This is a genomic window from Mycobacterium sp. E3198 (genome assembly GCF_001667015.1).
Classification (GTDB): Bacteria; Actinomycetota; Actinomycetes; order Mycobacteriales; family Mycobacteriaceae; genus Mycobacterium.
Genome location: NZ_LZIS01000244.1, coordinates 1 through 22,194, shown reverse-complemented (window position 1 = coordinate 22,194; position 22,194 = coordinate 1). Strand labels below are relative to the sequence as shown.

17 protein-coding genes and 1 pseudogene are annotated in these 22,194 nt (G+C 70.7%); 5 read left to right on the top strand and 13 right to left on the bottom strand.

The annotated features are described in order from the left end of the window. Positions 1-71: 71 nt before the first annotated feature. Positions 72-998 (bottom strand): PHB depolymerase family esterase, encoded by a 927-nt coding sequence (locus tag A5673_RS25035; RefSeq protein WP_068238826.1) that lies wholly within the window; start codon positions 996-998, stop codon positions 72-74. A gap of 163 nt (positions 999-1,161) precedes the next feature. Here A5673_RS25035 and A5673_RS25030 point away from each other — a divergent pair, with 163 nt between their 5' ends. Then, positions 1,162-1,518, top strand: coding sequence for a DUF732 domain-containing protein (locus A5673_RS25030; protein ID WP_068238824.1), 357 nt, complete (start codon positions 1,162-1,164; stop codon positions 1,516-1,518). Positions 1,519-1,630: 112 nt separating this feature from the next. Further along, on the top strand, positions 1,631-1,939 hold the full coding sequence (locus tag A5673_RS25025) for a DUF732 domain-containing protein (RefSeq protein ID WP_068238823.1): 309 nt from the start codon (positions 1,631-1,633) through the stop codon (positions 1,937-1,939). Positions 1,940-2,246: 307 nt separating this feature from the next. On the opposite strand, the gene A5673_RS25015 is transcribed toward A5673_RS25025, so the two are convergent. From A5673_RS25015 to phoU, 3 genes are read right to left on the bottom strand one after another with little or no spacing between them, the layout of a single operon-like run. Continuing rightward, positions 2,247-5,159, bottom strand: coding sequence for an arylsulfatase (locus A5673_RS25015; RefSeq protein ID WP_068238818.1), 2,913 nt, complete (start codon positions 5,157-5,159; stop codon positions 2,247-2,249). Further along, positions 5,156-7,765: a magnesium-translocating P-type ATPase gene (gene mgtA, locus A5673_RS25010; protein WP_068238816.1), complete on the bottom strand. Its 2,610-nt coding sequence runs from the start codon at positions 7,763-7,765 to the stop codon at positions 5,156-5,158. Before mgtA ends, A5673_RS25015 begins: the two co-directional genes overlap by 4 nt. After that, the gene (gene phoU, locus A5673_RS25005; protein ID WP_068238814.1) at positions 7,762-8,421 is read right to left on the bottom strand and encodes a phosphate signaling complex protein PhoU; all 660 of its coding nucleotides are present in this window, start codon (positions 8,419-8,421) and stop codon (positions 7,762-7,764) included. Before phoU ends, mgtA begins: the two co-directional genes overlap by 4 nt. Positions 8,422-8,595: 174 nt before the next feature. Between phoU and A5673_RS25000 the strand changes: the two genes are divergently transcribed. Continuing rightward, entirely contained in the window at positions 8,596-9,210 is a 615-nt protein-coding gene (locus tag A5673_RS25000; RefSeq protein WP_068238812.1) for a DUF5994 family protein, read from the top strand. 12 nt (positions 9,211-9,222) lie between these two features. On the opposite strand, the gene A5673_RS24995 is transcribed toward A5673_RS25000, so the two are convergent. Together A5673_RS24995 and A5673_RS24990 are read right to left on the bottom strand one after the other, a co-directional pair. Beyond that, positions 9,223-10,749, bottom strand: a complete 1,527-nt coding sequence (locus tag A5673_RS24995; protein ID WP_068238810.1) for an FMN-binding glutamate synthase family protein — start codon at positions 10,747-10,749, stop codon at positions 9,223-9,225. Then, on the bottom strand, positions 10,746-11,174 hold the full coding sequence (locus A5673_RS24990; RefSeq protein ID WP_068238809.1) for a CBS domain-containing protein: 429 nt from the start codon (positions 11,172-11,174) through the stop codon (positions 10,746-10,748). Before A5673_RS24990 ends, A5673_RS24995 begins: the two co-directional genes overlap by 4 nt. Positions 11,175-11,354: 180 nt before the next feature. On the opposite strand from A5673_RS24990, the gene A5673_RS24985 reads away from it, so the two are divergent. After that, entirely contained in the window at positions 11,355-13,673 is a 2,319-nt protein-coding gene (locus A5673_RS24985) for a heavy metal translocating P-type ATPase (RefSeq protein WP_231971453.1), read from the top strand. Here A5673_RS24985 and A5673_RS24980 read toward each other — a convergent pair. The 7 genes and pseudogenes from A5673_RS24980 to A5673_RS24950 all read right to left on the bottom strand — a co-directional run bounded on the left by A5673_RS24980 (position 13,662) and on the right by A5673_RS24950 (position 21,715). After that, positions 13,662-14,783: a PPE family protein gene (locus A5673_RS24980; RefSeq protein WP_068238805.1), complete on the bottom strand. Its 1,122-nt coding sequence runs from the start codon at positions 14,781-14,783 to the stop codon at positions 13,662-13,664. The two genes, A5673_RS24985 and A5673_RS24980, sit on opposite strands and share 12 nt — an antisense overlap. A gap of 67 nt (positions 14,784-14,850) precedes the next feature. Further along, on the bottom strand, positions 14,851-15,987 hold the full coding sequence (locus A5673_RS24975) for a PPE family protein (RefSeq protein ID WP_068238803.1): 1,137 nt from the start codon (positions 15,985-15,987) through the stop codon (positions 14,851-14,853). A 198-nt stretch (positions 15,988-16,185) separates the two neighbouring features. Continuing rightward, positions 16,186-16,989, bottom strand: coding sequence for an MBL fold metallo-hydrolase (locus A5673_RS24970; protein ID WP_068238801.1), 804 nt, complete (start codon positions 16,987-16,989; stop codon positions 16,186-16,188). 85 nt (positions 16,990-17,074) lie between these two features. Next, positions 17,075-17,531: pseudogene (locus A5673_RS24965) on the bottom strand (RICIN domain-containing protein). A 135-nt stretch (positions 17,532-17,666) separates the two neighbouring features. Continuing rightward, on the bottom strand, positions 17,667-18,527 hold the full coding sequence (locus A5673_RS24960) for a pseudouridine synthase (RefSeq protein WP_068238799.1): 861 nt from the start codon (positions 18,525-18,527) through the stop codon (positions 17,667-17,669). Continuing rightward, positions 18,524-20,248 (bottom strand): glycerol-3-phosphate dehydrogenase/oxidase, encoded by a 1,725-nt coding sequence (locus tag A5673_RS24955; RefSeq protein ID WP_068238797.1) that lies wholly within the window; start codon positions 20,246-20,248, stop codon positions 18,524-18,526. Before A5673_RS24955 ends, A5673_RS24960 begins: the two co-directional genes overlap by 4 nt. A 51-nt stretch (positions 20,249-20,299) precedes the next feature. Further along, a complete protein-coding gene (locus tag A5673_RS24950; RefSeq protein ID WP_068238795.1) occupies positions 20,300-21,715 on the bottom strand; it encodes an NAD(P)H-quinone dehydrogenase in 1,416 nt (471 codons plus the stop codon). Positions 21,716-21,799: 84 nt separating this feature from the next. On the opposite strand from A5673_RS24950, the gene A5673_RS24945 reads away from it, so the two are divergent. Beyond that, on the top strand, positions 21,800-22,194 hold a 395-nt coding region (locus tag A5673_RS24945; RefSeq protein ID WP_068238793.1), incomplete at its 3' end, for a gamma-glutamylcyclotransferase.

Sequence of the window (22,194 nt, the reverse complement as noted above, 5' to 3'; positions counted from 1 at the left end):
GCAGAGAGACCGGATGAGACGATCGCCGCCATGAGGCATAGTAACAAGATCGGTCCGCCGTCGCCTCCGGGCTAATCGCGCGCGTGGGCGAGGAAAAACTGCGCTATGACCTCCGAGGCGTCCAGCGCCCGCGAGGTGCGCCCGATGATCGCCTGGGGCAGATACTGTTTGCCGCCGGGCCAGGTGTGTCCGCCGTTGTCGATCTGGTAGAAGACCACCTCGGTCGACGCCGCGCACGGCGCGGAGTCGTAGCGGTGCACGACGGTGCCGTCGCCGACGTTGGGCAAGGCCTGCGGCGACGGATCACCTTGGCAGCCATCGGCCGAGCGCCACGTGTCCACCATCGTGCTCGCCGCCACCGAGTGGCTGACCCCGCCGCGTCCCCGCACGTTCCCGCCGTTGAACGGCACCAGCGGGTCGGCGGTGCCGTGCGCGGCCAGCACCGACACCGGCCGCGACGGGTGGCAGGCCACGCCGGTGCCCAACGTGCCCGCCACCGGCGCGATCGCGGCGAAGACGTCGGCGCGTTCGCACGCCAGCTTGTTGGTCATGAAGCCCCCGTTGGACATGCCGGTGGCGAAGACGTGCCCGGGCGCGATGTTGTAGTCGCTTCGCAGCTTGCCCGCCAGCGCGACGAGGAAACCGACGTCGTCGACGTGGTGGCGATCCGCCGGCGACGCCCCGCGCCCGTCGGCCCAGCTCTTGTCGAAACCGTCGGGATAGGCCACCAGCAGGCGGTTGGCGTCGGCGACGGTGTCGAAGTCGGTCAGGCCCTGCTGCCCGGTTCCGGTGCCGCCGCCGCCGTGCAGGCTGAGCACCAGGCCGACGGGGTCGCCGGGCGGCACGTGCAACGTGTACGTGCGGTCCATGCCGCCGGAACGCAACGTGGCGGACAGGTCTCGGGCGCTGGCCGCCGACACGTGCCGCTCGCTGCAGCCCGCCAGGTAGACCGCGCATGCCGTCAGGACGGCGAGCGTCCACCAGCGCGCGTACGGCATGCCGTCAAGTTACCGAGCGCGCCCGGACGACATAACCAATGTTGCGATGTTCGCAACATCTACGATGATTGGACGATGCCAAGCTGTAACCTACTTGCAACGTTCTAGGTCGAACCTTCAGTCGTCGAACACCGGATCTTAGAACCCTTGGGGGTATCAAAAAATGACGAGCACCCGCAGCCGCAAGGCCCGCCTGCTGCTCCCGCTGCTGGCGGCCGGCTTCGTACCCGCCGTCGGGCTGCTCGGCCCGCTGGCCCCGGCGCCGACCGCGTGGGCCGACGGCAACGACGACGCGTTCATCGCGGCGTTGCACGCCCACGGCATCGCCCACGATTCGCCCAAGGCCGCCATCGCGGCCGGCCATCTGGTCTGCCACCAGCTCGACATGGGCAAGACGCAGGAACAGATCGCGACGGACGTGATGAACAGCAGCACCCTCGACGGCAACAACGCCGGGTTCTTCGTCGCGCTGGCCGAACGCGCGTACTGCCCGCAATACGCGGATATCCCGGCGGCCTAACGCGCGGCGTAACGCGGCGTCGTCAGGTTTCTCTCGCCCTGATTGCAATGTGCGTTCGCTGCTCTGTGCGAAGCTGTAACGTGCAACATCCGCGGCTGAGGGAGGACGGGACATGTCACGCGTGTGGGCCGCCTTCGTGGTCGCGCTGGCCGCGCTGGCGCCCGTCGCGGCGGCCCCGGTCGCCCATGCCGACGCGGTCGACGACGCGTTTTTGGGGGCCCTGACCGCCAAGGGCATCCACTTCGCCGCGCCGGACAAGGCCATCATCGCCGGCCATGAGGTGTGCGACGAGCTCGACAACGGCAAGACCCCGTCCCAGGTCGCGTCGACCGTGGAGGCCAACAGCGGCCTGGACGGCTACCACGCCGGCTACTTCGTCGGCGCGGCCATCCGGGCTTACTGCCCCGTGCACGCTTCTTAACGAAATCGAAACGCCGCGCTAGCGCGGCCGCGACCCTTGCCACTTAGAGTTTCCGGTACCAACTAGCGCGGAGACCAACGAGTGGTATCGAAAATCCTTGCCTGCGCCGCCCTTGCCGTCGGGGCTGCCGTGGCGATCGCGGCGCCCGCCGGCGCCGACCCCAGCGTGTTCAACGACCTCAGCTGCAGCTGCCCGCAGACCGTCTCAAACGGCGGGGCCTCCGTCGCCGACCAGATCGACCGGGGCATTCTATCCGGCCTTGCCGGCGCGAATGTCGTTCGGGCCCAACAGTAGTTGAGCCGCGGCATCAACCCGCGGCGCCCCGGCCGACGGACTGGACGGCGGCGTGTTCGTGCAGCGCCTGCTCGGCTTCGGGCGCAACGGGTTTGAGGTCGAAGACGACCTCCTTGACCGTCCCGGTGAACGCGTAGGGCGCCTTGTCCTCGTAGTGGCGGTCGACGACCAGGCCGTTGTCGCGGCTGATGTCCATCCCGGCGTAGGACGTGAAGGCCAGCGGCACCGTCTTGGGCAGCTCACCCGCACCGATCAGCCGATCGCCGGCCCACAGCGTCACCCGGCCGCCGGAGCCGGGCACCGGCCGCTCGGATTCGAACAACATCCGCACCCTCACCTCGCCCGTCGGGATGGGCTCGGAGGACACCTGGCGGTAGGTGTCCACGCCGAGCAGCGAATAGGTGTGGCGCAACCGCCGGTCCTCGTCGACCCACAGGGCGAACCCGCCGATGAAGTCGCCGTTGGCGACGATCACGCCCTGCGCGCCGTCGTCGGGGACCACCAGCCGCGCCTCGATGGCATAGGAGCGGCCGAAGATGCGTGGCACCGTGCCGCGCTGGACGTTCTGCACGTCTCCCTTGAAGGTGAACCGGCTGGTGGTGGGCAGCGGCGGCAGGCTGCCGAACATCACCGCGAGGCCGCCCAGCAGCGGCAGCACCCGGTTGCGTTCGGCCTCGGCCCACCACAGCCGCGTCAGTTCGGCGACTTTGTCGGGATGGGTGGCCGCAACGTTTTTCGCCTGCGAGAAGTCGTCGGGCAGGTAGTACAGCTCCCACACGTCGTCGTCCGGGTCGTAGCGGCCGGGCGCGAACCGCTGCAGCGTCTCCGGGGACAGGTCCCAGGGCGCCTTGTCGAGTCGGGTGCACGCCCACCAGCCATCCTTATAAATGGCGCGGCTACCGAACATTTCGAAATACTGCACGGTGTGCCGCTCTTCGGCCGCCGCGTCGTTGAAGGTGTGCGCGAAACTGACGCCGTCCACGGGTTCCTGCTCGAAGCCGTCGACATGGGTCGGCTCGGGTAGCCCGATCGCCTCCAGCACGGTGGGCACCACGTCGATGCAGTGGGTGAACTGAGACCGCACCGCGGTGTCGGGCCGGATCCGGGCCGGCCAGGCGACCACCATCGGATCGCGGGCGCCGCCGAGGTGGCTGGCCATCTGCTTGCCCCACTGAAACGGGGTGTTGTTCGCGTGCGCCCAGGCGCTGGCGAAGTGCGGCGCGGTGTGCTCTTCGCCCAGGGCCTCGATGCCGCCGTACTGTTCGATGAGTTCGAGTTGGTGGTCGGCGTCGAGCATCAGCCCGTTCAAAAACGTCATCTCGTTGAAGGAGCCGGTGACGGTGCCCTCCATGCTGGCGCCGTTGTCGCCCCAGATGTAGAAGACCAGCGTGTTGTCCGACTCGCCGAGGTCCTCGATCGCGTCGAGCAGCCGGCCCACGTTCCAGTCGGCGTTTTCCGAGAACCCGGCGAAGACCTCCATTTGGCGGGCGTAGAGTCGTTTCTCGTTGTCCGACAGGCCCTCCCACGCGGGGAACAGGTCGGGCCGCTCGGTGAGCTCGGTGTCGGGCGGAATGACCCCGAGCTCCTTCTGCCGTTCGAATGTCTTGCGCCGGTAGGTGTCCCAGCCCTCGTCGAACTGGCCGCGGTATTTATCGGCCCATTCTTTGAACACGTGGTGCGGTGCGTGGGTCGCGCCGGTGCAGTAGTACATCAGCCATGGCTTCTCGGCGTCCTGGGCCCGCACGCTGTGCAGCCACTCGACGGCCTTGTCGGTGAGGTCGTCGGGGAAGTAATAGGGCTTGCCGTCCTGAGAGTTCGAGCCCTGCGGCACGCCGATCACCGTGTTGTCTTCGGTGATGATGGGGTCGTACTGGCCGGCGGCGCCGGTCAAAAAGCCCCAGAAGTGGTCGAAGCCCCAGCCCAGCGGCCAGTTGTCGAACGGTCCGGCCGCCCCCTGGACGTTGTCGGGGGTCAGGTGCCACTTGCCGAAACCGCCCGTGACGTAACCGTTGTCGCGCAGGATGCGCGGCAGCGCGGCGCAGCTGCGTGGCTTGACCGACGAGTAGCCGGGGAAGGGGCCTGGGAACTCGCAGACCGAGCCGAAGCCCACCCGGTGGTGGTTGCGCCCGGTCAGCAGCGCCGCCCGGGTCGGCGAGCACACCGCGGTGACGTGAAAGCGGTTGTAGGTCAGCCCACTTTGGGCCACCCGGGTCAGCGTCGGGGTGCGGATCGCGCCGCCGAAGGTGTCCGGGCCGCCGAACCCGGCGTCGTCGATGAGGACGATCAGCACGTTCGGCGCGCCGTCGCGCGCCTTCGCGCCGGGAACGATCGTCCAGTCGCCGACGGAGTCCGCCATGGTGCGACCGATGGTGCCGCCGAAGCCGCGTTGCGGCAGTGGCAGTTTGGTGCGGTCGGGATTGAACTTCCCCATCGCCTCTTCCAGCGCCGCGCCCAGGCTCCGCAGGGTGGAATGGGGCAGCTCGGCAACGGATTTCATCGGCGAGCCACCCAGCGCCCGCTCGACGGCCAGCCGGCCGCCCGCGGGCGTCACGGCGATGACGAGGCCGCTGCCGGCGGCCAGCGCCGCGCCGATCTTGTCGGCCAGCCCGCTCTTGATCCGGTGGTTGGCGAACGTGCCCGCCAGCGCCCCGGCCGCCGCGCCGACCGCGGCGGAGGCCAACAGCGCCGGCGAGAACAGGCCGACGGCCAGGCCCGCCGCGGCGCCCCACGCGGCGCCCCGGCGACCGAGCCGATTGCCGGTGTCCACCAGGACGGGACTGCCGTCGGCGTCCTTGCCGACCAGCACCGCGCCCCGCAGCGCGACGTCCTTGGCTTTGGTCGCCTCGGTGAGGGTTTCGAAGTCGGTGCGGGCCGACTCGAGGTCCTGGTAACCGGCGACAATGACCAGCGCGTGCTCTTCGCTCATGCTCCCGGAGCGTAGTGGAAGCGCGCGGCGCGGCGCCGGATGCGATGCGCATCCCCACGGGTGCGTCGCGGAGCCGCGGTGTGATTCATCGGCTCGGCGTAGAACATCAGCTTGGCGAGCTCCACCAGGACCAGGTAGATCGCGACGAAGCCCCCCAGCACGGCGAAGAACTGCCACGGCAGCGTTGTGAAGCCCAGCGTGTGGGCCAGCGGCGAAATGGTCAGCGCCACGCCCACCGCCACCACCGTGAGACTGGTGACCGCGAGCTGGACGCTGGGCCGGCTGCGGAAGAACGGCACCATCCTCGTGCGGATCGCGAAGATGATCAGCGTTTGCGTCGCAAGCGATTCCACGAACCAGCCGGTGCGGAACTCGATGGCGCCGGCGTCCAGCACGCCGAGCATCAACCCGAACGTCAGGAAATCGAACAACGAGCTGATCGGCCCGAAGATCAGCATGAACCGGCGGATGAACGCGACGTTCCAGTGCGACGGCGCGTGCAGCTGTTCCTCGTCGACCCGGTCGGTCGGGATCGCCAGTTGCGAGCTGTCGTAGAGCAGGTTGTTCAGCAGGATCTGGCTGGGCAGCATCGGCAGGAACGGCAGCAGCGCCGAGGCGGCGGCCGCGCTGAACATGTTGCCGAAGTTGCTCGAGGTGCCCATCAGCACGTACTTGATGGTGTTGGCGAAGATCCGCCGGCCCTCGGCGACCCCGGTGGCCAGCACGCCCAGGTCCTTTTCCAGCAGCACCACGTCGGCCGCGTCCTTGGCGACGTCGGTGGCGCCGTCGACCGAGATCCCCACGTCGGCGGCGTGCAGGGCCAGCGCGTCGTTGACGCCGTCGCCGAGGAAGCCGACCGATCGCCCGTTGCGGCGCAGCGAGACGATCAGCCGCGCCTTCTGCTCCGGCGAGATGCGGGCGAAGATGGTGTGGCGTTGTGCCGCGTCGACGAACCCCTCGTCGTCGAGGGGTTCGAGCTCGGCGCCGGTGACCGTGCCCTTGGACGCCAAACCGAGGTCGGCGCAGACCTTTTCGGCGACCCGCGCGTTGTCGCCGGTGGCGATCTTGAGTTCGATGCCCAGCGCCGCCAGCTGCGACAGCGACCCGCGCGCCGCGGCTTTGGGTTCGTCGGCGAAGACCAGGAAGCCGGCCAGCGTCAGGTCGCGTTCGTCGTCGGGGGTGATCCCCGTCAGCTCGGCCGCGGGGCGGGTGGCGACGGCAACCACCCGGCGCCCGGCGGCGAACAGACCCGCGAGGGTCTCCTGCGCGACGGCGGCCGCCCCCGGGCAGCCCGCCAGCACCTGCTCGGGCGCGCCCTTGACCACGAGCAGGCGCGTCCCGTTGTCGTCGACCAACACCGACGACGCGCGGCGCTCGTGGTCGAACGGCAGCGTCGCGACCCGGCGCACCGCCTCGCCCACCAACCGCTGCGGCTCGGGGGACTCCCATAGCGCGGTGTCGAGCGGATTGGCGCTCACCCCAACGGATTCCAGGTCGACGTCGGTGGCCAGTAGCCCGAGCCGCCGGACCGGTTCGGCGGGCGTGCCGGACGGGTCGATCGCGTCGACCAGGCGGATCCGGCCCTCGGTCAGGGTGCCCGTCTTGTCGGTGATCAGGATGTCGATGTCGCCCAGGTCCTCGATGCACACCAGGCGCTTGACGAGGACCTTGGCCTTGGCCAGCTGCCGCGACCCCGTCGCCAGGCTGGTGCTGACCACGGCGGGCAGCAGCTGCGGCGTGATGCCGACCGCGATCGCCAGCGAGAACAGCACGGAATCGATGATCGGCTTCTCGAGCAGCAGGTTGCTCGCCAGGATGACGACCATCAGCGCGATCGCCACCTGCAACAGCAGATAGGAGAACCGGCGCAGGCCCACCTGGAAATCGGTCTCCGGTTGCCGCTTGTCCAAACCCGCTGCGATGCGGCCGAATTCGGCGTCCTTGCCGGTGGCGTACACCACGCCAACGCCCTCCCCGGCGCTGACGATGGTGCCCATGAACGCCAGGTCCGTCGATTCGGCCAGCTCGGCGCCCGCCGGCACCGCCTCGGGCGATTTCTCCGAACCCATCGACTCCCCGGTGAGGATGCTCTCGTTGCATTCCAGGCCGGTGGCCTCGATCAGGCGGACGTCGGCGGGCACGGCCTCGCCCAGCGACAGCCGGATGACGTCGCCCGGAACCAGCTCGGTGACCCTGACCGAGACGAACGTCGAGTCGCGGCGCACCAGCGCGTTGTGGCGCACCCGGCCGTGCAACTCGGCGGCGGCGTGCTCGGCGCGGTATTCGTTGACGAAACCCAAACCGATGCTGGCGGCAAGGATCACGAAGATGATGACCGCCTGCATGCTGTCGCCGAGGAAGTACGAGACGATCGCCGTGCCGGCCAGCAGGATGAGCACCGCGCTGCGCAGCTGGCGGCCCAACACCGCGAGCGCGTTGACGCGGTGCGTCCGCACCGCGTTCGGGCCGTGCCGGGCCAGCCGGGCGGCGGCCTCGGCGCTCGACAGCCCGGCGGCCGAACTGTCCAGCCAGCCCAGGACCTGCTCCACCGGAGCGCCGGCGACCCGGTCGGCCGTCAGCGCCGCCGAGCCCAGCACAGTGGTCACGGGATTTCGTCCTCGGCCGGCAGCACACCGCTATCCATGAAGATGACGCGGCGACCGATTTCGACGGCGTGGTCGGCGAAGCGCTCGTAGAACCGGCCGAGCAAGGCCGCCTCCACACCGGCGGCGACGGTGTGCCGCCAGTTCCGATCGATCAGCGCGGCGAACAGCTGCCGGTACAGCTCGTCCATCGCCTCGTCTTGTTCGCGCAGTTGAGCGGCTTGCTCCGGGTCGCGTGACACCAGCACCCGTTTTGCGCTGTCGCCCAGGGCAATTGCCACCTTGCCCATCTCCGCGAAACAGCCGCGGACGTCGTCGGGAAGCGCCTGCTTCGGGTACTCCCGCCGGGCGATCTCGGCCACGTGCACGGCCAGCGCGCCCATTCGTTCGGTGTCGGCGATGATCTGTATCGAGCTGAAGATCGCCCGCAGCTCGCCGGCCACCGGCTGCTGCAACGCCAACAGCGCGAACGCCTCCTTCTCGGCTTGCGCGCGCATCTCAACGATGCGCTCGTGGTCCCGGATCACCCGCTCGGCCGCCTCGATGTCCGCTTCGAGCAAGGCCTGGGTCGCCCGCTTCATTGCCACCCCGGCCAATCCGCACATCTCGCCCAGCCGCGCGGCCAAGTCGTCCAGCTCCCTGTGATAGGCGGTTCGCATTCGCCCATCATCGCCGTGCGGGTGCCGATACGACAGGGGCTTAAGTCGTCTTCGTCGGGCCGCGGATCCGGCCCAAAGTCCCTGGCGCAACCTGCCGTTCACGCCCGCGACACACTCCGGCCACCCGCGGCGTTCGAGTCGCGGCCCGGTCGCTTTGCCCGTAGCCTGGTTGCGATGGAGCACGAAAATCGGTTGGGGCTCAAGCCCTATCGGTCCGCGTCGGAACACCTCGACGGGGCCTGGTGGCCACGATCGACCAACCTCGCCGACGAACTACCGGACCTGGCCGCGTCGCTGTTCGGCCGGCTCGGGCGGGTCGTGATGGTGGGCTACCGCCGCAACGGCTGGCATGAGACGCCGCCGGAGGTCGAAATCGCCGGGCACGCCGTCGAATTGCTGGGCTTCATCAGCGACGAGCCGACCAGCGTCATCCTGTTCGGCGAGGACGGTCGTCACGTCACGTTGCACGTGATCCGGCCGGACACCGGCGAAGAGGTGGCTCGCCGGGTGCTGCAAGAAGCCTCGGAACCAGCCCCGGTTCCGGCCGATCCCGACTTTCCGGCCGAGCGTTCCGCGGTCGCGCGGTCGGTCGCCGAGGTCGCGGACAAGCTGGCCCGCCACGAGGGGTTGGGCGACGAGCGGCGAGCCGCCCAGATCAGGGGCTGGTGTGAGCAGGCCGCCCAGCAGTTCGTCGACGCGCCCGTGCAGACCTTCGTGCCGATCCTCGTCGAGCACATCGTCCGCAATCGCATGATCGAGTCCCGCGCGGCGACCGCGGCCACCGGCTAAGCCGGCCGCCGGCTAGGCCATCGCGGCGGTGATCGCCGCGACGTCGGCCGGGCCGGGCACGCCCCAGCCGGGCTGGTAGCCGAGCAACTCGTCGGCCCGCACGGTCTTGAGGTCGACGTCGAGCAGCTCGATCGCGCCCAGCGGCACCAGGGCGGGGTGGACGTGCCCGCAGGCGCGCGCCAGCGACAGCAGCTCGAAGCGCAGGGTGGCAAGGTAGTTCGCGCAGCGCACCGATTTCAAAGCCGGGTCCAGGCCGTGCTGCAGCCACGGTGACTGGGTGGCGACGCCGGAGGGGCAGCGGCCGGTGTGGCAGCGCTGGGCCTGGATGCACCCGATCGAAAACATGGCAGTCCGCGCGACGTTGACCATGTCGCAGCCCGCGGCCAGGGCCAGCAGGGCGTTTTCGGGGATGCCCAGCTTGCCCGAGCCGATGAACACCACGTCGTGGTGCAGGCCCGCCTCGGCGAAGGCCCGGTAGACGCGGGGCAGCGCCCACTTGAAGGGCAAGGCCACGTGGTCGGTGAAGACCAGCGGGGCCGCGCCGGTGCCACCCTCGCCGCCGTCGACCGTCACGAAGTCGACTCCGGTGCCGGTGCGGGCCATCCGGTCGGCCAGCTGCAGCCAGAACGGCTCCTGACCGACCGCCGACTTGATGCCCACCGGCAGGCCCGTCTCGGCCGCGATGGTCTCCACCAGCTCGAGCAGCCCGTCGACGTCGCGGAAGGCGGAGTGGCCGGCGGGGCTCTTGCAGTCCACCCCGACCGGGATCCCGCGGATCGCGGCGATCTCGGGGGTGACCTTGGCGCCGGGCAGCATGCCGCCCAGGCCGGGCTTGGCGCCCTGGCTCAGCTTGATCTCGATGGCCCGGATGGACGGCGTCGCCGCGACCCGGTCGATCAGGCGGGGCAGGCTGAAGCCGCCGTCGTCGTCGCGGCAGCCGAAGTAACCGGTGCCGATCTGCCAGACCAGGTCGCCGCCGTGCAGGTGATACGGCGACACCCCACCCTCGCCGGTGGTGTGCAGGGCGCCCGCCAGGGCCGCGCCCTTGTTGAGCGCGGTGACGGCCGCGCCGGACAGCGAGCCGAAGCTCATCGCCGAGACGTTGACCAGCGACGCGGGCCGGAAGGCCCTGGCGCGGCCCCGCGCGCCGCCGAGCACCTTGGCCGCCGGCAAGGGCACCCCCGGGTCGGGATGCCCGGCTTCGCCGGCGGGGGTGGGCGCGGGGAACGCCGCGTGCTTGATGACCGGATAGTTGTGCACCCGTTCCAGGTCGTTGTCGGTGCCGAACCCGAAGTACCGGTTGGACAGCTTCGAGGACGTGTACACCCAGCGCCGCTGGTCGCGGCTGAACGGCCGCTCCGCGTCGTTGTCGGTGACGATGTACTGGCGCAGCTCCGGGCCGACCGCTTCGAGCAGGAACCGCAGGTGCCCGATGACCGGATAGTTGCGCAGGATGGTGTGGCGGCGTTGCAACAGGTCCCATCCCGTCAGGCCGGCCAGGCCGCCGCCGACGACGCAGGCCAGCCGGCGCCGCTTCACGCCGAATCGATATCGACGCCGTAGGCGCTGTAGACGCCGAGCAGGTCGCGCGCCGAGACGATGCCGGCCAGTGCGCCGTCGTGCTCGACCAGGATGTGGCGGATGTAGTGATCCATCATCCGGGCCGACACCTCGTCAACCGTCGCGGCTGCGTCACACCACACCAGCTTGGTGCTGGCCACGTCGGCGGCCAGGACCCTGGCCGGGTTTTGCCCGCGGGCCACCACCCGAACGACGTCGCGCTCGCTGACCAGCGCCGCGGGCCGGCTGTCGTCACCGACCACGACCGCCCCGGCGTCGACGGTCACCAGGGCGTTGGCGACGTCGGCAACCGTGGCGTCGGCGGCGACGCGCGCCACCGGTTCGCCGATGAGGGTGGAAATCGGGAGGGCGCCCGCGGACGTCGGGGCAGGTAATTCGGTCACGTCAGCAATGTTCACCGGAATTTGTCCGCCGCGACTAGTGACCTGAGTCCTCAATTCAGGTGGCGGTGGTACTCGCAATTCCTGGCCCAGGATGTGCCAGTGATGTGACACCCGGCCCTAGTCGACCCGGCGAATGCGGTTCACGCTGACGACAAGGCCTGTATTCCCGAGGGGAACGGTGTGGGCGGCAAGGGATTTGCGGTTTTGGTGGCGCTGAGCGTCGGTGCGCTGGCCTCGGGCGGGATCGCCTGGCTGGTCGGCGCGCACGACGTCGCCGACGGGTGCTGGATCGCGGGGACGGCGACGGCCCTGGTTCCGGCGACGGTGTGGGTGCTGGCGGCGCTGCGCCGCGGCCGGTTCGGGGTGGACCTCATCGCGGTGCTGTCGCTGGTCGGCACGCTGCTGGTCGGCGAGTATCTGGCCGGCGCGTTGATCGCCGTGATGCTGGCCGGCGGCCGGGCGCTGGAGGCCGCGGCCGAGCGGCGCGCGTCGCACGACCTGCGGGCCCTGCTCGAACACGCCCCGCGGTTCGCCCGCCGCCGGGTCGGTTCGGCGGTGACCACGATCGAGGCGGCCGACGTGGCGATCGACGACCTGCTGGTCGTCGGCCCCGGCGAGGTGGTGCCCGTGGACGGGCGCGTCGCCGGCGCGGCCGCGGTGCTCGACGAGTCGGTGCTGACCGGCGAGCCGCTGCAGGTGGAACGCGGGGTCGGCGAACCGGTGCGCAGCGGGGTGGTCAACGCCGGCGGCGCGTTCGACATGCGCGCGACGGCCACGGCCGAAGACAGCACGTACGCGCAGATCGTGCGGCTGGCCGCGGAGGCCGGCGCGCAGACCGCGCCGGTGGTGCGGCTGGCCGACCGGTACGCCGCGTGGTTCCTGCCGTTGGCCCTGTCGGTGGCCGGCGGGGCGTGGCTGGCCAGCGGGTCGGCGGTGCGGGCGGTGGCCGTGCTGGTGGTGGCGACGCCGTGCCCGTTGCTGCTGGCGGCCCCGGTGGCCATCGTGTCGGGGCTGTCGCGCGCCTCGCGCCGGGGCGTGGTGGTCCGCGGCGGCGCCGCGCTGGAAAACCTGGGCCACGCAACGACTTTGGTGATGGACAAGACCGGCACGCTGACCAGGGGGCGGCCGGTCGTCGTCGACGTGGCGGCCGCGCCGGGGCGCGACGCCATCGACATCCTGCGGCTGGCCGCCTCGGTGGATCAGCTGTCCCCGCACGTGCTCGCCGAGGCGATCGTCACCGAAGCGCTCGCCCGCGGCCTGCGGCTGTCGCTGCCCACCGGCGTGGTCGAGGAACCCGGGCGGGGCGTCACCGCCACCGTCGGTGGCCAGCGCGTCTACGTCGGCAAGCTCGCCGGCGACACGTCCGCGGAGTGGGGCCGCGCGGCGGTGAACCGGGCCCTGCTGGACACCGCCGCGATCGCCTGGGTCTGCGTCGACGGCCGACCGGCCGGTGCGGTGCTGCTGCGCGACCCGCTGCGCCGTCACGCGCCGCGGACGGTGCGCCGGTTGCGCGGCGCCGGGTTGCGGCGATTGGTGATGCTCACCGGCGACCGGGCCGAGCCCGCCCGCGAGGTGGCCGCCGTGCTGGGGCTCGACGACGTCTACGCCGAGCAGAGCCCGGCCGACAAGGTGGCCGCCGTGCGCGCCGAACAGGGCCGCGCGGTCACGGTGATGGTCGGCGACGGCGTGAACGACGCCCCCGCGCTGGCCGCGGCCGGCGTCGGCGTGGCGATGGGCGCCCGCGGCGCCACCGCGTCCTCGGAGGCCGCCGACATCGTGTTGACCACCGATCGCCTGGAGCGGCTCGCGGACGCGATGGACATCGCCCGGTGGTCACGGCGCATCGCCGTGCAGAGCGCCGTCGTCGGCATGGGCCTGTCGCTGGCCGCGATGGCCGCAGCAGCACTCGGGTGGCTGCCGCCGGCCGCCGGCGCACTGCTGCAGGAGGGCATCGACGTAGCCGTGATTCTCAACGCGTTGCGGGCCCTGCGGGGCGACCCGTCCCTCGACGTCGACCTGCCCGAGCAAACCGAACGGATGCTGCGCCGCTTCGACACCGAACACGACGAGCTGCGCGACACCGTCGGCCTGCTGCGGGAAGCGGCCGACCGATTGGCCGAAGCGCCGGATCAGGCCGCGCTGCAAGCGGTTACGCGTGCCCACGGCCTGCTCGTGGAGCGCATCCTTCCCCACGAACGGGCCGAGGAAACCCAGCTCTACCCCGCCCTGGCCCATCCGTTGGGCACCGGCGAGGCCACCGCCACGATGAGCCGGACCCACGCCGAGATACAACGGTTGTCGGACCGGATCGGCGCGCACCTGGCCCTGGCCCAGAGCGGCGGCCGCATCGCCCCCGACCAGGTCGACGACCTGCTCGCCTGCCTGTACGGGCTGCACGCGTTGCTGCGGCTGCACTTTGTGCAGGAGGAGGAGAACTACTTCACGCTGGCCGAGGACACGCCCACCGAACCCGCCGGGCCCGGGGGGTCATCCCGCTGAGGGCGGCCGGGTCATGAACGTGCCCTTGATCTCCAGCCCGATCTCGATGTCGTCGTATTTGCCCCCGTCGCGCTTGCCCTTTTTGCGCGGCGCCACCGGCGGCATCATCGGCGGCGGCATGAACGGGAACCCGGATTCCCCGGCCGGAAGCGGCGATACCGCCGCGGCCAGCTGCACCGGCGTTTTCGCGGCGGCCAACATTCCGACGGTGGCGGGCGGAAAGGTCAGCCGGCCCATGGAAACCCCGACGCCCACCGCCGCGGTCGGCGCCGACCCGGCGGCGCGCAGCGCGCTGATCGTTCCCACCCCCTCCGGCACACCCAGGGCCGACTCGCCCTCCGCCAGGCCCTGGCCCACCTCGCCGCCCACGCTCTGCAGCGCCTGGGCGGCGTTCAGCTGCGCCAGATAGCTGAGCAGGTTGATGGGGATCCCACCTGCGATGAACTGGTCGGCGTACGCGTTGGCCAGCCCGAACCACCCGGCCTGCGGGTTGAAGCCCAACGGGGTGCTGAGGACCGACGTCAGAAAATCCCCGATCGCCGACTGCGCCGGAGCGGCCGCCACGGCCGTCGTGGCGGCCGCGGCGGGGTTGGCGATCGCGGGCGGCGAGGAGAACTGGGGCAGCCGGGTCGCTTGCGCCGCGGTTGCCGCGTAGCGATACATCGCCGCCGAGTTGTTCACCCACATGGCTTCGTACTGGGCGTCGGTCTCGGCGATCGCCACGGAGTTGGTGCCGAGCCAGTTGGTGGCGATCAGCTGGGCCAGCCGGGTCCGGTTGGTGGCGACCTGGACCGGGAAGACCACTGTGCGGCAAGCCAATTCGAATGCGGCCGCGACGGCCTGCATCGAGGAGCCGACCTGGTCGCACTGCTGCGCGGTGGTGCGCAACCACCCGAGGTAGGGGTCGACCGCCTGCGTCATCGCCGCCGAGGACGGACCCTGCCAGGTTTCGGTCATCGTGGACAGCACCGAGGAGTAGTTGGGCAGGGATTCCTCCAACTCGGTGCCCAGCCGCTCCCATGCGGCGGCCGCCTCGATCAGCGAACCGGCACCGGGTCCGGAGTGGATCAGCGCCGAGCTGATCTCTGGGGGCAGCGTCCCGAAGTCCATGACGTCTCAGCCCCGCCGCTCTGTGGCGACTCTCGACTGCCGTGTGCGGCAGCACATTCGATCGTCCTCATCCCGCCGACGGCGGTGGGCGCATCACTTTGCCCTTGACCTCCGCGCCAACCTGCAGCTCCTCGGGCGTCGGTTGCTTGCGCTTGCGCCAGCCGCTGCCGGCCGAGATGGGCGGCGGCATCAACGGCGGCAGCATTCCGAACCCGGCGTCCGCGCCGTCCAAAGGCGATGCCGCCGAGGCGAGTTGGACCGGCGTCTGGGAGGCCGGCAGCAGCCCGACCACCGCGGGCGGCGCGGTCAGCTTGCCGATCGACACCCCTACCCCCATTGCCCCGGCGGGCGCCGCCGACCCGGCCGCCCTGACCGCACTGGCCAAGTTCGCCCCCACCGCCCCCAGCGCCGACTCGCCTTCCGACAGGCCCTGGCCGATGTCGCCGCCCACGCTCTGCAACGCCTGCGCCGAGGTGCTCTGTGCGATATAGCTCAGCATGTTGATGGGGAATCCGGACGAGATGAACTGGTTGGCATAGGTGTTCGCCAGTCCGAACCAACCCACGTTGGGGTCGAAGCCGAGCGGGGTGCCGACGATGGACTCCAGGAACTGGCCGATCGACTGCGCCGGAGCGGCCGCGGCACTGGACGTCGCGGCGGCCTGCGCGGCCGTCCCCGCCGGATCGGTGATCGCCGGCGGCGACAGGAACTGCTGCAGATCGAGCGCCTGCGTGGTGGCCGCCTGATAGCGGCTCAGCGCCGCGGAGTTGGTCGCCCACATCGCCTGGTACTGGTCTTCGGTCGCCGCGATGGCCGGAAGATTGCGGCCGAACCCGTTGGTGGCTATCAGTTGCGCAAGCCGGGTGCGGTTGGCGGTCACCGCCGCGGGCTGCACCACGGTCGCTTGCGCCGAGTTGAACGCCGCCGCGGCGGCGTTCGCAGATTCGGCCAACTGCTGCGATTGCTGCGCGGTGCTCCGCAGCCACGTGACGTAGGGCTGGACGGCCTCCACCATCGCCGCCGACGAGGGACCCTTCCACGACTCACTGAGCGTGGACAACGCCGACGTGTAGGTGCTGGCCGAGTTCTCCAATTCGATGGTGAGGGCCTGCCACGCGGCGGACGCTTCGATCAGCGAGCCCGCTCCAGGTCCGGAGTGGATGAGCGCCGAGGTCACCTCGGGGGGCAGCGCCAGAAGATCCATGACATCTCACATTCCGTATGCGGACAACGACCCGGCAACGTCGGGTTGACCGCGTCGCGACCAGCGCGGAAACACTACACGTCGGCGCCTCACGAGTGGCCCCCCGATCTCTGTTCGTTCGAGTACCGGATGAGACGAACGATATACCGACGAGGTTAGCCAGCGAAGTAAATCTGCAGCTAGGCGGCCGCGCGCCCGTCACACGGTCGCGGAGGCGCCGCGGTCCAATTCGATGATTCGGTCGCCCATGCCGCGCCGCTTCATCTGTTCGACGAAGTCCGCCAGCGGCGACGCGAACACGGTGTAGTCGTCGAAGTGCACGGGGATCATGGTGGGCAGCGCGAGCTTTGCCACCAGCTCCGCGCCCTGGCGGCCGTCCATGGTCACCGTCAGCCCGAACGGAAGCCGCCGGCCGGCCGGCAGCCGCGTCCCGCCCGGGTGCAGCACGCCGGCGTCGATCGAGTCGAAACGCACCGGAATCTCGTCGAGCTCCTCCACGAGCAGGGTGTCGCCGGACACGTAGAGCCGGCGCACCGAGCGGTCGGCGGCGACGAACTCCAGCATGGTGCCCATCACCGGCGGCAGCAGCCGATGGACCCCCAGCGGCGCGTGCCGACCCGGCAGCGCGGTGAGGTGAACGGTGTTGCCCCCCTTGGTGACTGTGTGCCGCTGCCATGTCGAGAGCCCCAGCGCGTGACCGAAGCCGCGGCGGTGCAGCCGCTTGGCGGCGTGCGGTGTGGTGACGATCGGCAGCCCGTGATCGAGGCGTTTCTGCGACACCCGATCCCAGTGATCGCCGTGCAGGTGCGACAGCACCACGGCGTCGACGGGCGGCAGCTCGTCGATGTGCAGCGCCGGTTCCCGCAGCCGCCTGGACACCAACCCGTAGCCCAGGTAGGCATGCTGCCCCCGGTGCAGGAAGTTCGGATCGGTCAACAGCGTGAGCCCGCCGGCGCTGATCAACGTGGTGGCGTTGCCCACGAAGGTGACGGTGATGTCCATGACCGCGGGCTACCCGGTCCCGCGGCATTCACGCCGTCAGAACGGCGGTGGGTCGGGTCGACTCGGGAGGCCCCGGCCAGCCCCGTCAGGAAATGACATCCCACGCTTGGCCCGGATCGCCGTTGCAATAGCGGGTGGAGACCCACGTCCGGGGGGCCGGTCCGCCGAGCACGGCGAGGCACAGCCACCCCGGATCGGTCTTGACCTGACCGTTGGAATCGAAATTCCAGTTTTGATCCCACATTCCGATGCAGGCGCTCAAGTGCGCAAACACACCGTTGCCCGCGGGATTGACCAGGCACCCGCCGGAGGCCACGTTCTGCAGCTGCCGGCCGTTGAGAGTCCAGCGCTGGGAGTCCGCACCATTGCAGGGGTTGACGACCACCGCGGCGAAAAAGTTCCCACTCGGGGCGTCCAGACAAACGTCGCCCAGCCGGCTTCGTAACTGGACCGGGCCGTCGGCGGCCGCCCCGGCCGCGGTGAGCACCGCGGCACAGAGCACCGTGCCGGCCACCAGGAGGGCCCCGGCCGATGCCGCCCATCAGCCGCAAATCAGGCGTCGTCAACTGGCGCTCCTCAGACTCGTCGACCGCAGCCGCCGCGCGTGGTTCCGCCACCATAGCCACCGACAGTTCGCCGGGGGCAACGAATCTCGTAACTCCGCGGCGGCGTGTTGGTCAGGGGCCCGGGTGGCCGCTGGCGAACTCGCGGCGCGCACCCGTGAATGGATCGTCGAACTCCATGCGCTGCGCCAGCAACCGCAGCGGTGTGCTGAAGTCATCGGCTGGCACGTCAATCACGTTGGGATACAACGGATCACCCTCGATCGGGAGGCCGAGAGAGGCCATGTGCACCCGCAGCTGATGGGTGCGCCCGGTGCGGGGGGTCAGCCGGTACAGTCCGTCCGGCGACACCAGCTGCACCAACGTCTCCGCGTTGGCCGCGCCGGGCTCGCAGCACGCCTGCAAAACGCCGCGGCGCTTGACGATCCGGCTGCGCACCACCCGCGGAAAAACCAGCGCGGGGTCGACGGCGGCCCGCGCCAGGTACGTCTTGCGCACCGCACCCGCCGCAAACAACGTCTGGTAGGCGCCGCGCGCCTCGCGGCGGGCGGTGAACAGCAGCACCCCGGCAGTCAGCCGGTCGAGCCGGTGCGCGGGGCTGAGCTCGGGCAGGCCGAGTTCGCGGCGCAGCCGGACCAGCGCGGTCTGCTCAACGTGCCGGCCCCGCGGCATGGTGGCCAGAAAGTGCGGCTTGTCGACGACGACGATGTCGTCGTCGCGGTACAGCACGGGGATGTCGAAGGGCACCGGGACCTCGTCGGGCAGCTCGCGGTAGAGGTAGACGAACGACCCGGCCCGCAGCACCGTCGCGTCACCGACCACCGCGCCGTCGGCGTCGACGACCTCGCCGGCCAGCACCTTGGCGCGGGCCGCCGCACCGAACCGGTCGGTCAGCTCGGCCAGCACCGGGCCACCGCGCAGCCGCACCCGCGCCGGGCCGAGCCCGTCGCGCACCGGCAGCGGCGCGGGCCTCAACTGAGCGGCACCGGCTCGAGGATTTCGGCGCGCGCCTCGGGCGCGCTGGCCCGCAGCTCGTCGGCGGACACGTCGTCGGGCTGGGCCTGCGACAGCACCTCGGCCTCCACCCGCGCGGTGTAGTTGGCCACCTCGCGGTCGACGTCCTCGGCGGTCCACCCCAGCACCGGGGCCACCACCTCGGCCACCTCGCGGGCGCAGTCGACGCCGCGGTGCGAGTACTCGATGGAAATGCGCATCCGGCGGGCCAGGATGTCCTCGAGATGCAGGGCCCCCTCGGTGGTGACGGCGTAGAGGGCCTCCACCCGCAGGTATCCCGGCGCCTCCTTGATCGGGCTGAGCAGGTCGGGGGTTTCGGCCGCCAGCTCCAGCACCTCGCCGATCAGCGAACCGTACCGGTCCAGCAGGTGGCGCACGCGGTACGGGTGCAGACCCTTCAGCGTGCCGACGTGCTCGACCTGGTTGACCAGCGCGAAGTACCCGTCGGCGCCCAGCAGGCTGACCTTCTCGGTGATCGACGGCGCCACCCGGGCCGGAACGAACTGGGCCGCGGCGTCGATCGCGTCGGCGGCCATCACCCGGTAGGTGGTGTACTTGCCGCCGGCGATCGCGACCAGCCCGGGCGCGGGCACCGCCACGGCGTGCTCGCGGGACAGCTTGGAGGTTTCCTCGCTCTCGCCCGCCAGCAGCGGGCGCAGCCCGGCGTACACGCCGTCGATGTCGGCGTGCGTCAGCGGGGTGGCCAGCACGGTGTTGACGGTGCCCAGGATGTAGTCGATGTCGGCCTTGGTGGCCGCGGGGTGGGCGAGGTCCAGGTTCCAGTCGGTGTCGGTGGTGCCGATGATCCAGTGGCTGCCCCACGGTATGACGAACATCACCGACTTCTCGGTGCGCAGGATGATCGCGACGTCGCTGACGATGCGGTCGCGGGGCACCACGACGTGCACGCCCTTGGACGCGCGGACCTGAAACCGCCCGCGCTGCTTGGACAGCGCCTGGATCTCGTCGGTCCACACCCCGGTCGCGTTGACCACGACGTGGCCGCGGACCTCGGTGATCGCGCCGTCCTCGGAGTCGCGGACCCGCACCCCGGTCACCCGGTCGCCCTCGCGCAGCAACGCGACCACCTGCGTGGAGGACCGCACCACCGCGCCATAGTGCGCCGCGGTGCGCGCGACCGTCATCGTGTGGCGGGCGTCGTCGACGACGGTGTCGTAGTAGCGGATCCCGCCGATCAGCGAGGTGCGCTTGAGGCCCGGGCTCAGCCGCAGGGCACCCGCCCGGGTCAAATGCTTTTGCGCCGGAACGGATTTCGCGCCGCCCAGGCGGTCGTAGAGGAAGATGCCGGCGGCGGTGTAGGGGCGTTCCCAGACCCGGTGCGTCAGCGGGAACAGGAAGGGCATCGGCTTGACCAGGTGCGGCGCCAGCTTGGTCAGCGACAGCTCGCGCTCGTACAGCGCCTCGCGGACCAGGCCTAACTCCAGCTGCTCGAGGTAGCGCAGCCCGCCGTGGAACATCTTCGACGACCGGCTCGACGTGCCGGACGCGAAATCGCGCGCCTCCACCAGCGCCACCTTGAGCCCGCGCGTGGCGGCGTCCAGCGCGCACCCGGAGCCGACCACGCCGCCGCCGATGACCACCACGTCGAACTGCTCGGCGCCGAGGCGCTCCCAGGCCAGCGTGCGTTGCTGCGGTCCCAGCGCGTCGATCGGGTCGCTCACTGCGGGGGCTCCTGTCCGGTTACTCGTCGGTAGCGCTACCCAGGCTAGTTGCTAATCCAGATCGTCGTGGGCCATCAGCCGGCGCGCGGCCTCGGTGATCGAACCCGACAACGACGGGTAAACGGCCAGCGTCTGCGCCAGTTCGTTGACGGTGATGCGGTTCTGCACGGCCACCGCGATCGGCAGGATCAGCTCGGAGGCGATGGGCGCCACCACCACGCCGCCGATCACCACGCCGGTGGAGCGGCGGCAGAACATCTTGACGAACCCCTGCCGCAGGCCCGACATCTTCGCGCGCGCGTTGGTGCGCAGCGGCAGCATGATCGTGCGCGCCGGCACCGAACCGTCGTCGATCATCGACTGCGGCACCCCGACGGCCGCGATCTCGGGCCGGGTGAACACCGTCGCCGCCACCGTGCGCAGCCGGATCGGGCTGACGCCCTCCCCCAGCGCGTGATACATCGCGATCCGGCCCTGCATGGCCGCGACGGACGCCAGCAGCAGCAGCCCCGTGCAGTCCCCCGCGGCATAGATGCCGGGCACCGACGTGCGCGACACCCGGTCGACCCGCAGGTAGTCGCCGCGCCCCAGCTCGATGCCGACCCGCTCCAGCCCCAGGCCGCCGGTGTTGGGGACCGACCCGATGGTCATCAGGGCGTGGCTGCCCTCGACGGTGCGCCCGTCGGTCATGGTGACCAGCACCCCGGCGTCGGTGCGGGTGACCGACTCGGCGCGGGCGTTCTTGACCAGCTTGACGCCCCGCTCGGCGAACGACTCCTCCAGCACCAGCGCGGCGTCGGCGTCCTCGTAGGGCAGCACCCGGTCGCGGCTGGCCGCGACCGTGACCTGTACGCCCAGCTCGGTGTAGGCGCTGACGAACTCGGCGCCGGTCACCCCGGAGCCCACCACGATCAGGTGCTCGGGCAGCGCCTCCAGGTCGTAGAGCTGCCGCCAGGTCAGGATGCGTTCGCCGTCGGGCTGCGCCGACGGCAGGATCCGCGGGCTGGCGCCGGTGGCGATCAGCACGACGTCGGCCTCGTGCTCACTGGTGGTGCCATCCGCGGCGGTGGCCCTGACCCGGTGCTTGGCCAGCCCTGGCGTCGGGTCGATCAGCTCGCCGCGGCCCGCCACCACCTCGACGCCCACCGCCAGCAGCTGGGCGGTGATGTCGGCCGACTGGTCGGCGGCCAGCGTCCGCACCCGGGCGTGGATCTGCGGCAACGAGATCTTGGCGTCCTCGATGTCGATGTCGAAGCCCAGGCGCGGGGCGCGGCGCAGTTCGGTGCGCAACCCGGTGGAGGCGATGAACGTCTTGGACGGCACGCAGTCGTCCAACACGGCCGCCCCGCCGACCCCGTCCGAGTCGATCACGGTGACGCGGGTTGTGTCGGGGTGCGAGGTGGCGGCGACCAGAGCGGCTTCGTAACCGGCCGGCCCCCCACCGAGGATCACGATGCGGGTCACCACACGCCCTAACCTATCGGGGCGGCCCGAAGCCCGCTAAACGCTCGGGTGAATACCGCGCGAGCGCGCGACGTTTAAGCTTTCCCCGTGCCGCTCTACGCCGCGTACGGGTCGAACATGGATCCCGAGCAGATGCTCAAGCGCGCACCGCACTCGCCGATGGCCGGAACCGGCTGGCTGCACGGGTGGCGGCTGACGTTCGGCGGCGAAGACATCGGCTGGGAAGGCGCCCTGGCGACCATCGTCGAGGACCCCGGCTCCAAGGTGTTCGTCGTGCTCTACGACATGACGCCGGCCGACGAGGTCAACCTCGACCGGTGGGAGGGTTCCGAGTTCGGGGTGCACAAGAAGATCCGGTGCCGGGTGGAGCGCATCTCGTCGGACACCACCACCGATCCCGCGCTGGCGTGGCTGTACGTGCTCGACGCCTGGGAGGGCGGGCTACCGTCGGCACGGTACCTCGGCGTGATGGCCGACGCCGC

Excerpts from the sequence above, each read along its gene's own strand:
- A5673_RS25035 (WP_068238826.1), bottom strand. The coding sequence starts at position 998 with ATGCCGTACGCGCGCTGGTGGACGCTCGCCGTCCTGACGGCATGCGCG.
- A5673_RS25030 (WP_068238824.1), top strand. The coding sequence starts at position 1,162 with ATGACGAGCACCCGCAGCCGCAAGGCCCGCCTGCTGCTCCCGCTGCTG.
- A5673_RS25025 (WP_068238823.1), top strand. The coding sequence starts at position 1,631 with ATGTCACGCGTGTGGGCCGCCTTCGTGGTCGCGCTGGCCGCGCTGGCG.
- A5673_RS25015 (WP_068238818.1), bottom strand. The coding sequence starts at position 5,159 with ATGAGCGAAGAGCACGCGCTGGTCATTGTCGCCGGTTACCAGGACCTC.
- phoU (WP_068238814.1), bottom strand. The coding sequence starts at position 8,421 with ATGCGAACCGCCTATCACAGGGAGCTGGACGACTTGGCCGCGCGGCTG.
- A5673_RS25000 (WP_068238812.1), top strand. The coding sequence starts at position 8,596 with ATGGAGCACGAAAATCGGTTGGGGCTCAAGCCCTATCGGTCCGCGTCG.
- A5673_RS24980 (WP_068238805.1), bottom strand. The coding sequence starts at position 14,783 with ATGGACTTCGGGACGCTGCCCCCAGAGATCAGCTCGGCGCTGATCCAC.
- A5673_RS24975 (WP_068238803.1), bottom strand. The coding sequence starts at position 15,987 with ATGGATCTTCTGGCGCTGCCCCCCGAGGTGACCTCGGCGCTCATCCAC.
- A5673_RS24970 (WP_068238801.1), bottom strand. The coding sequence starts at position 16,989 with ATGGACATCACCGTCACCTTCGTGGGCAACGCCACCACGTTGATCAGC.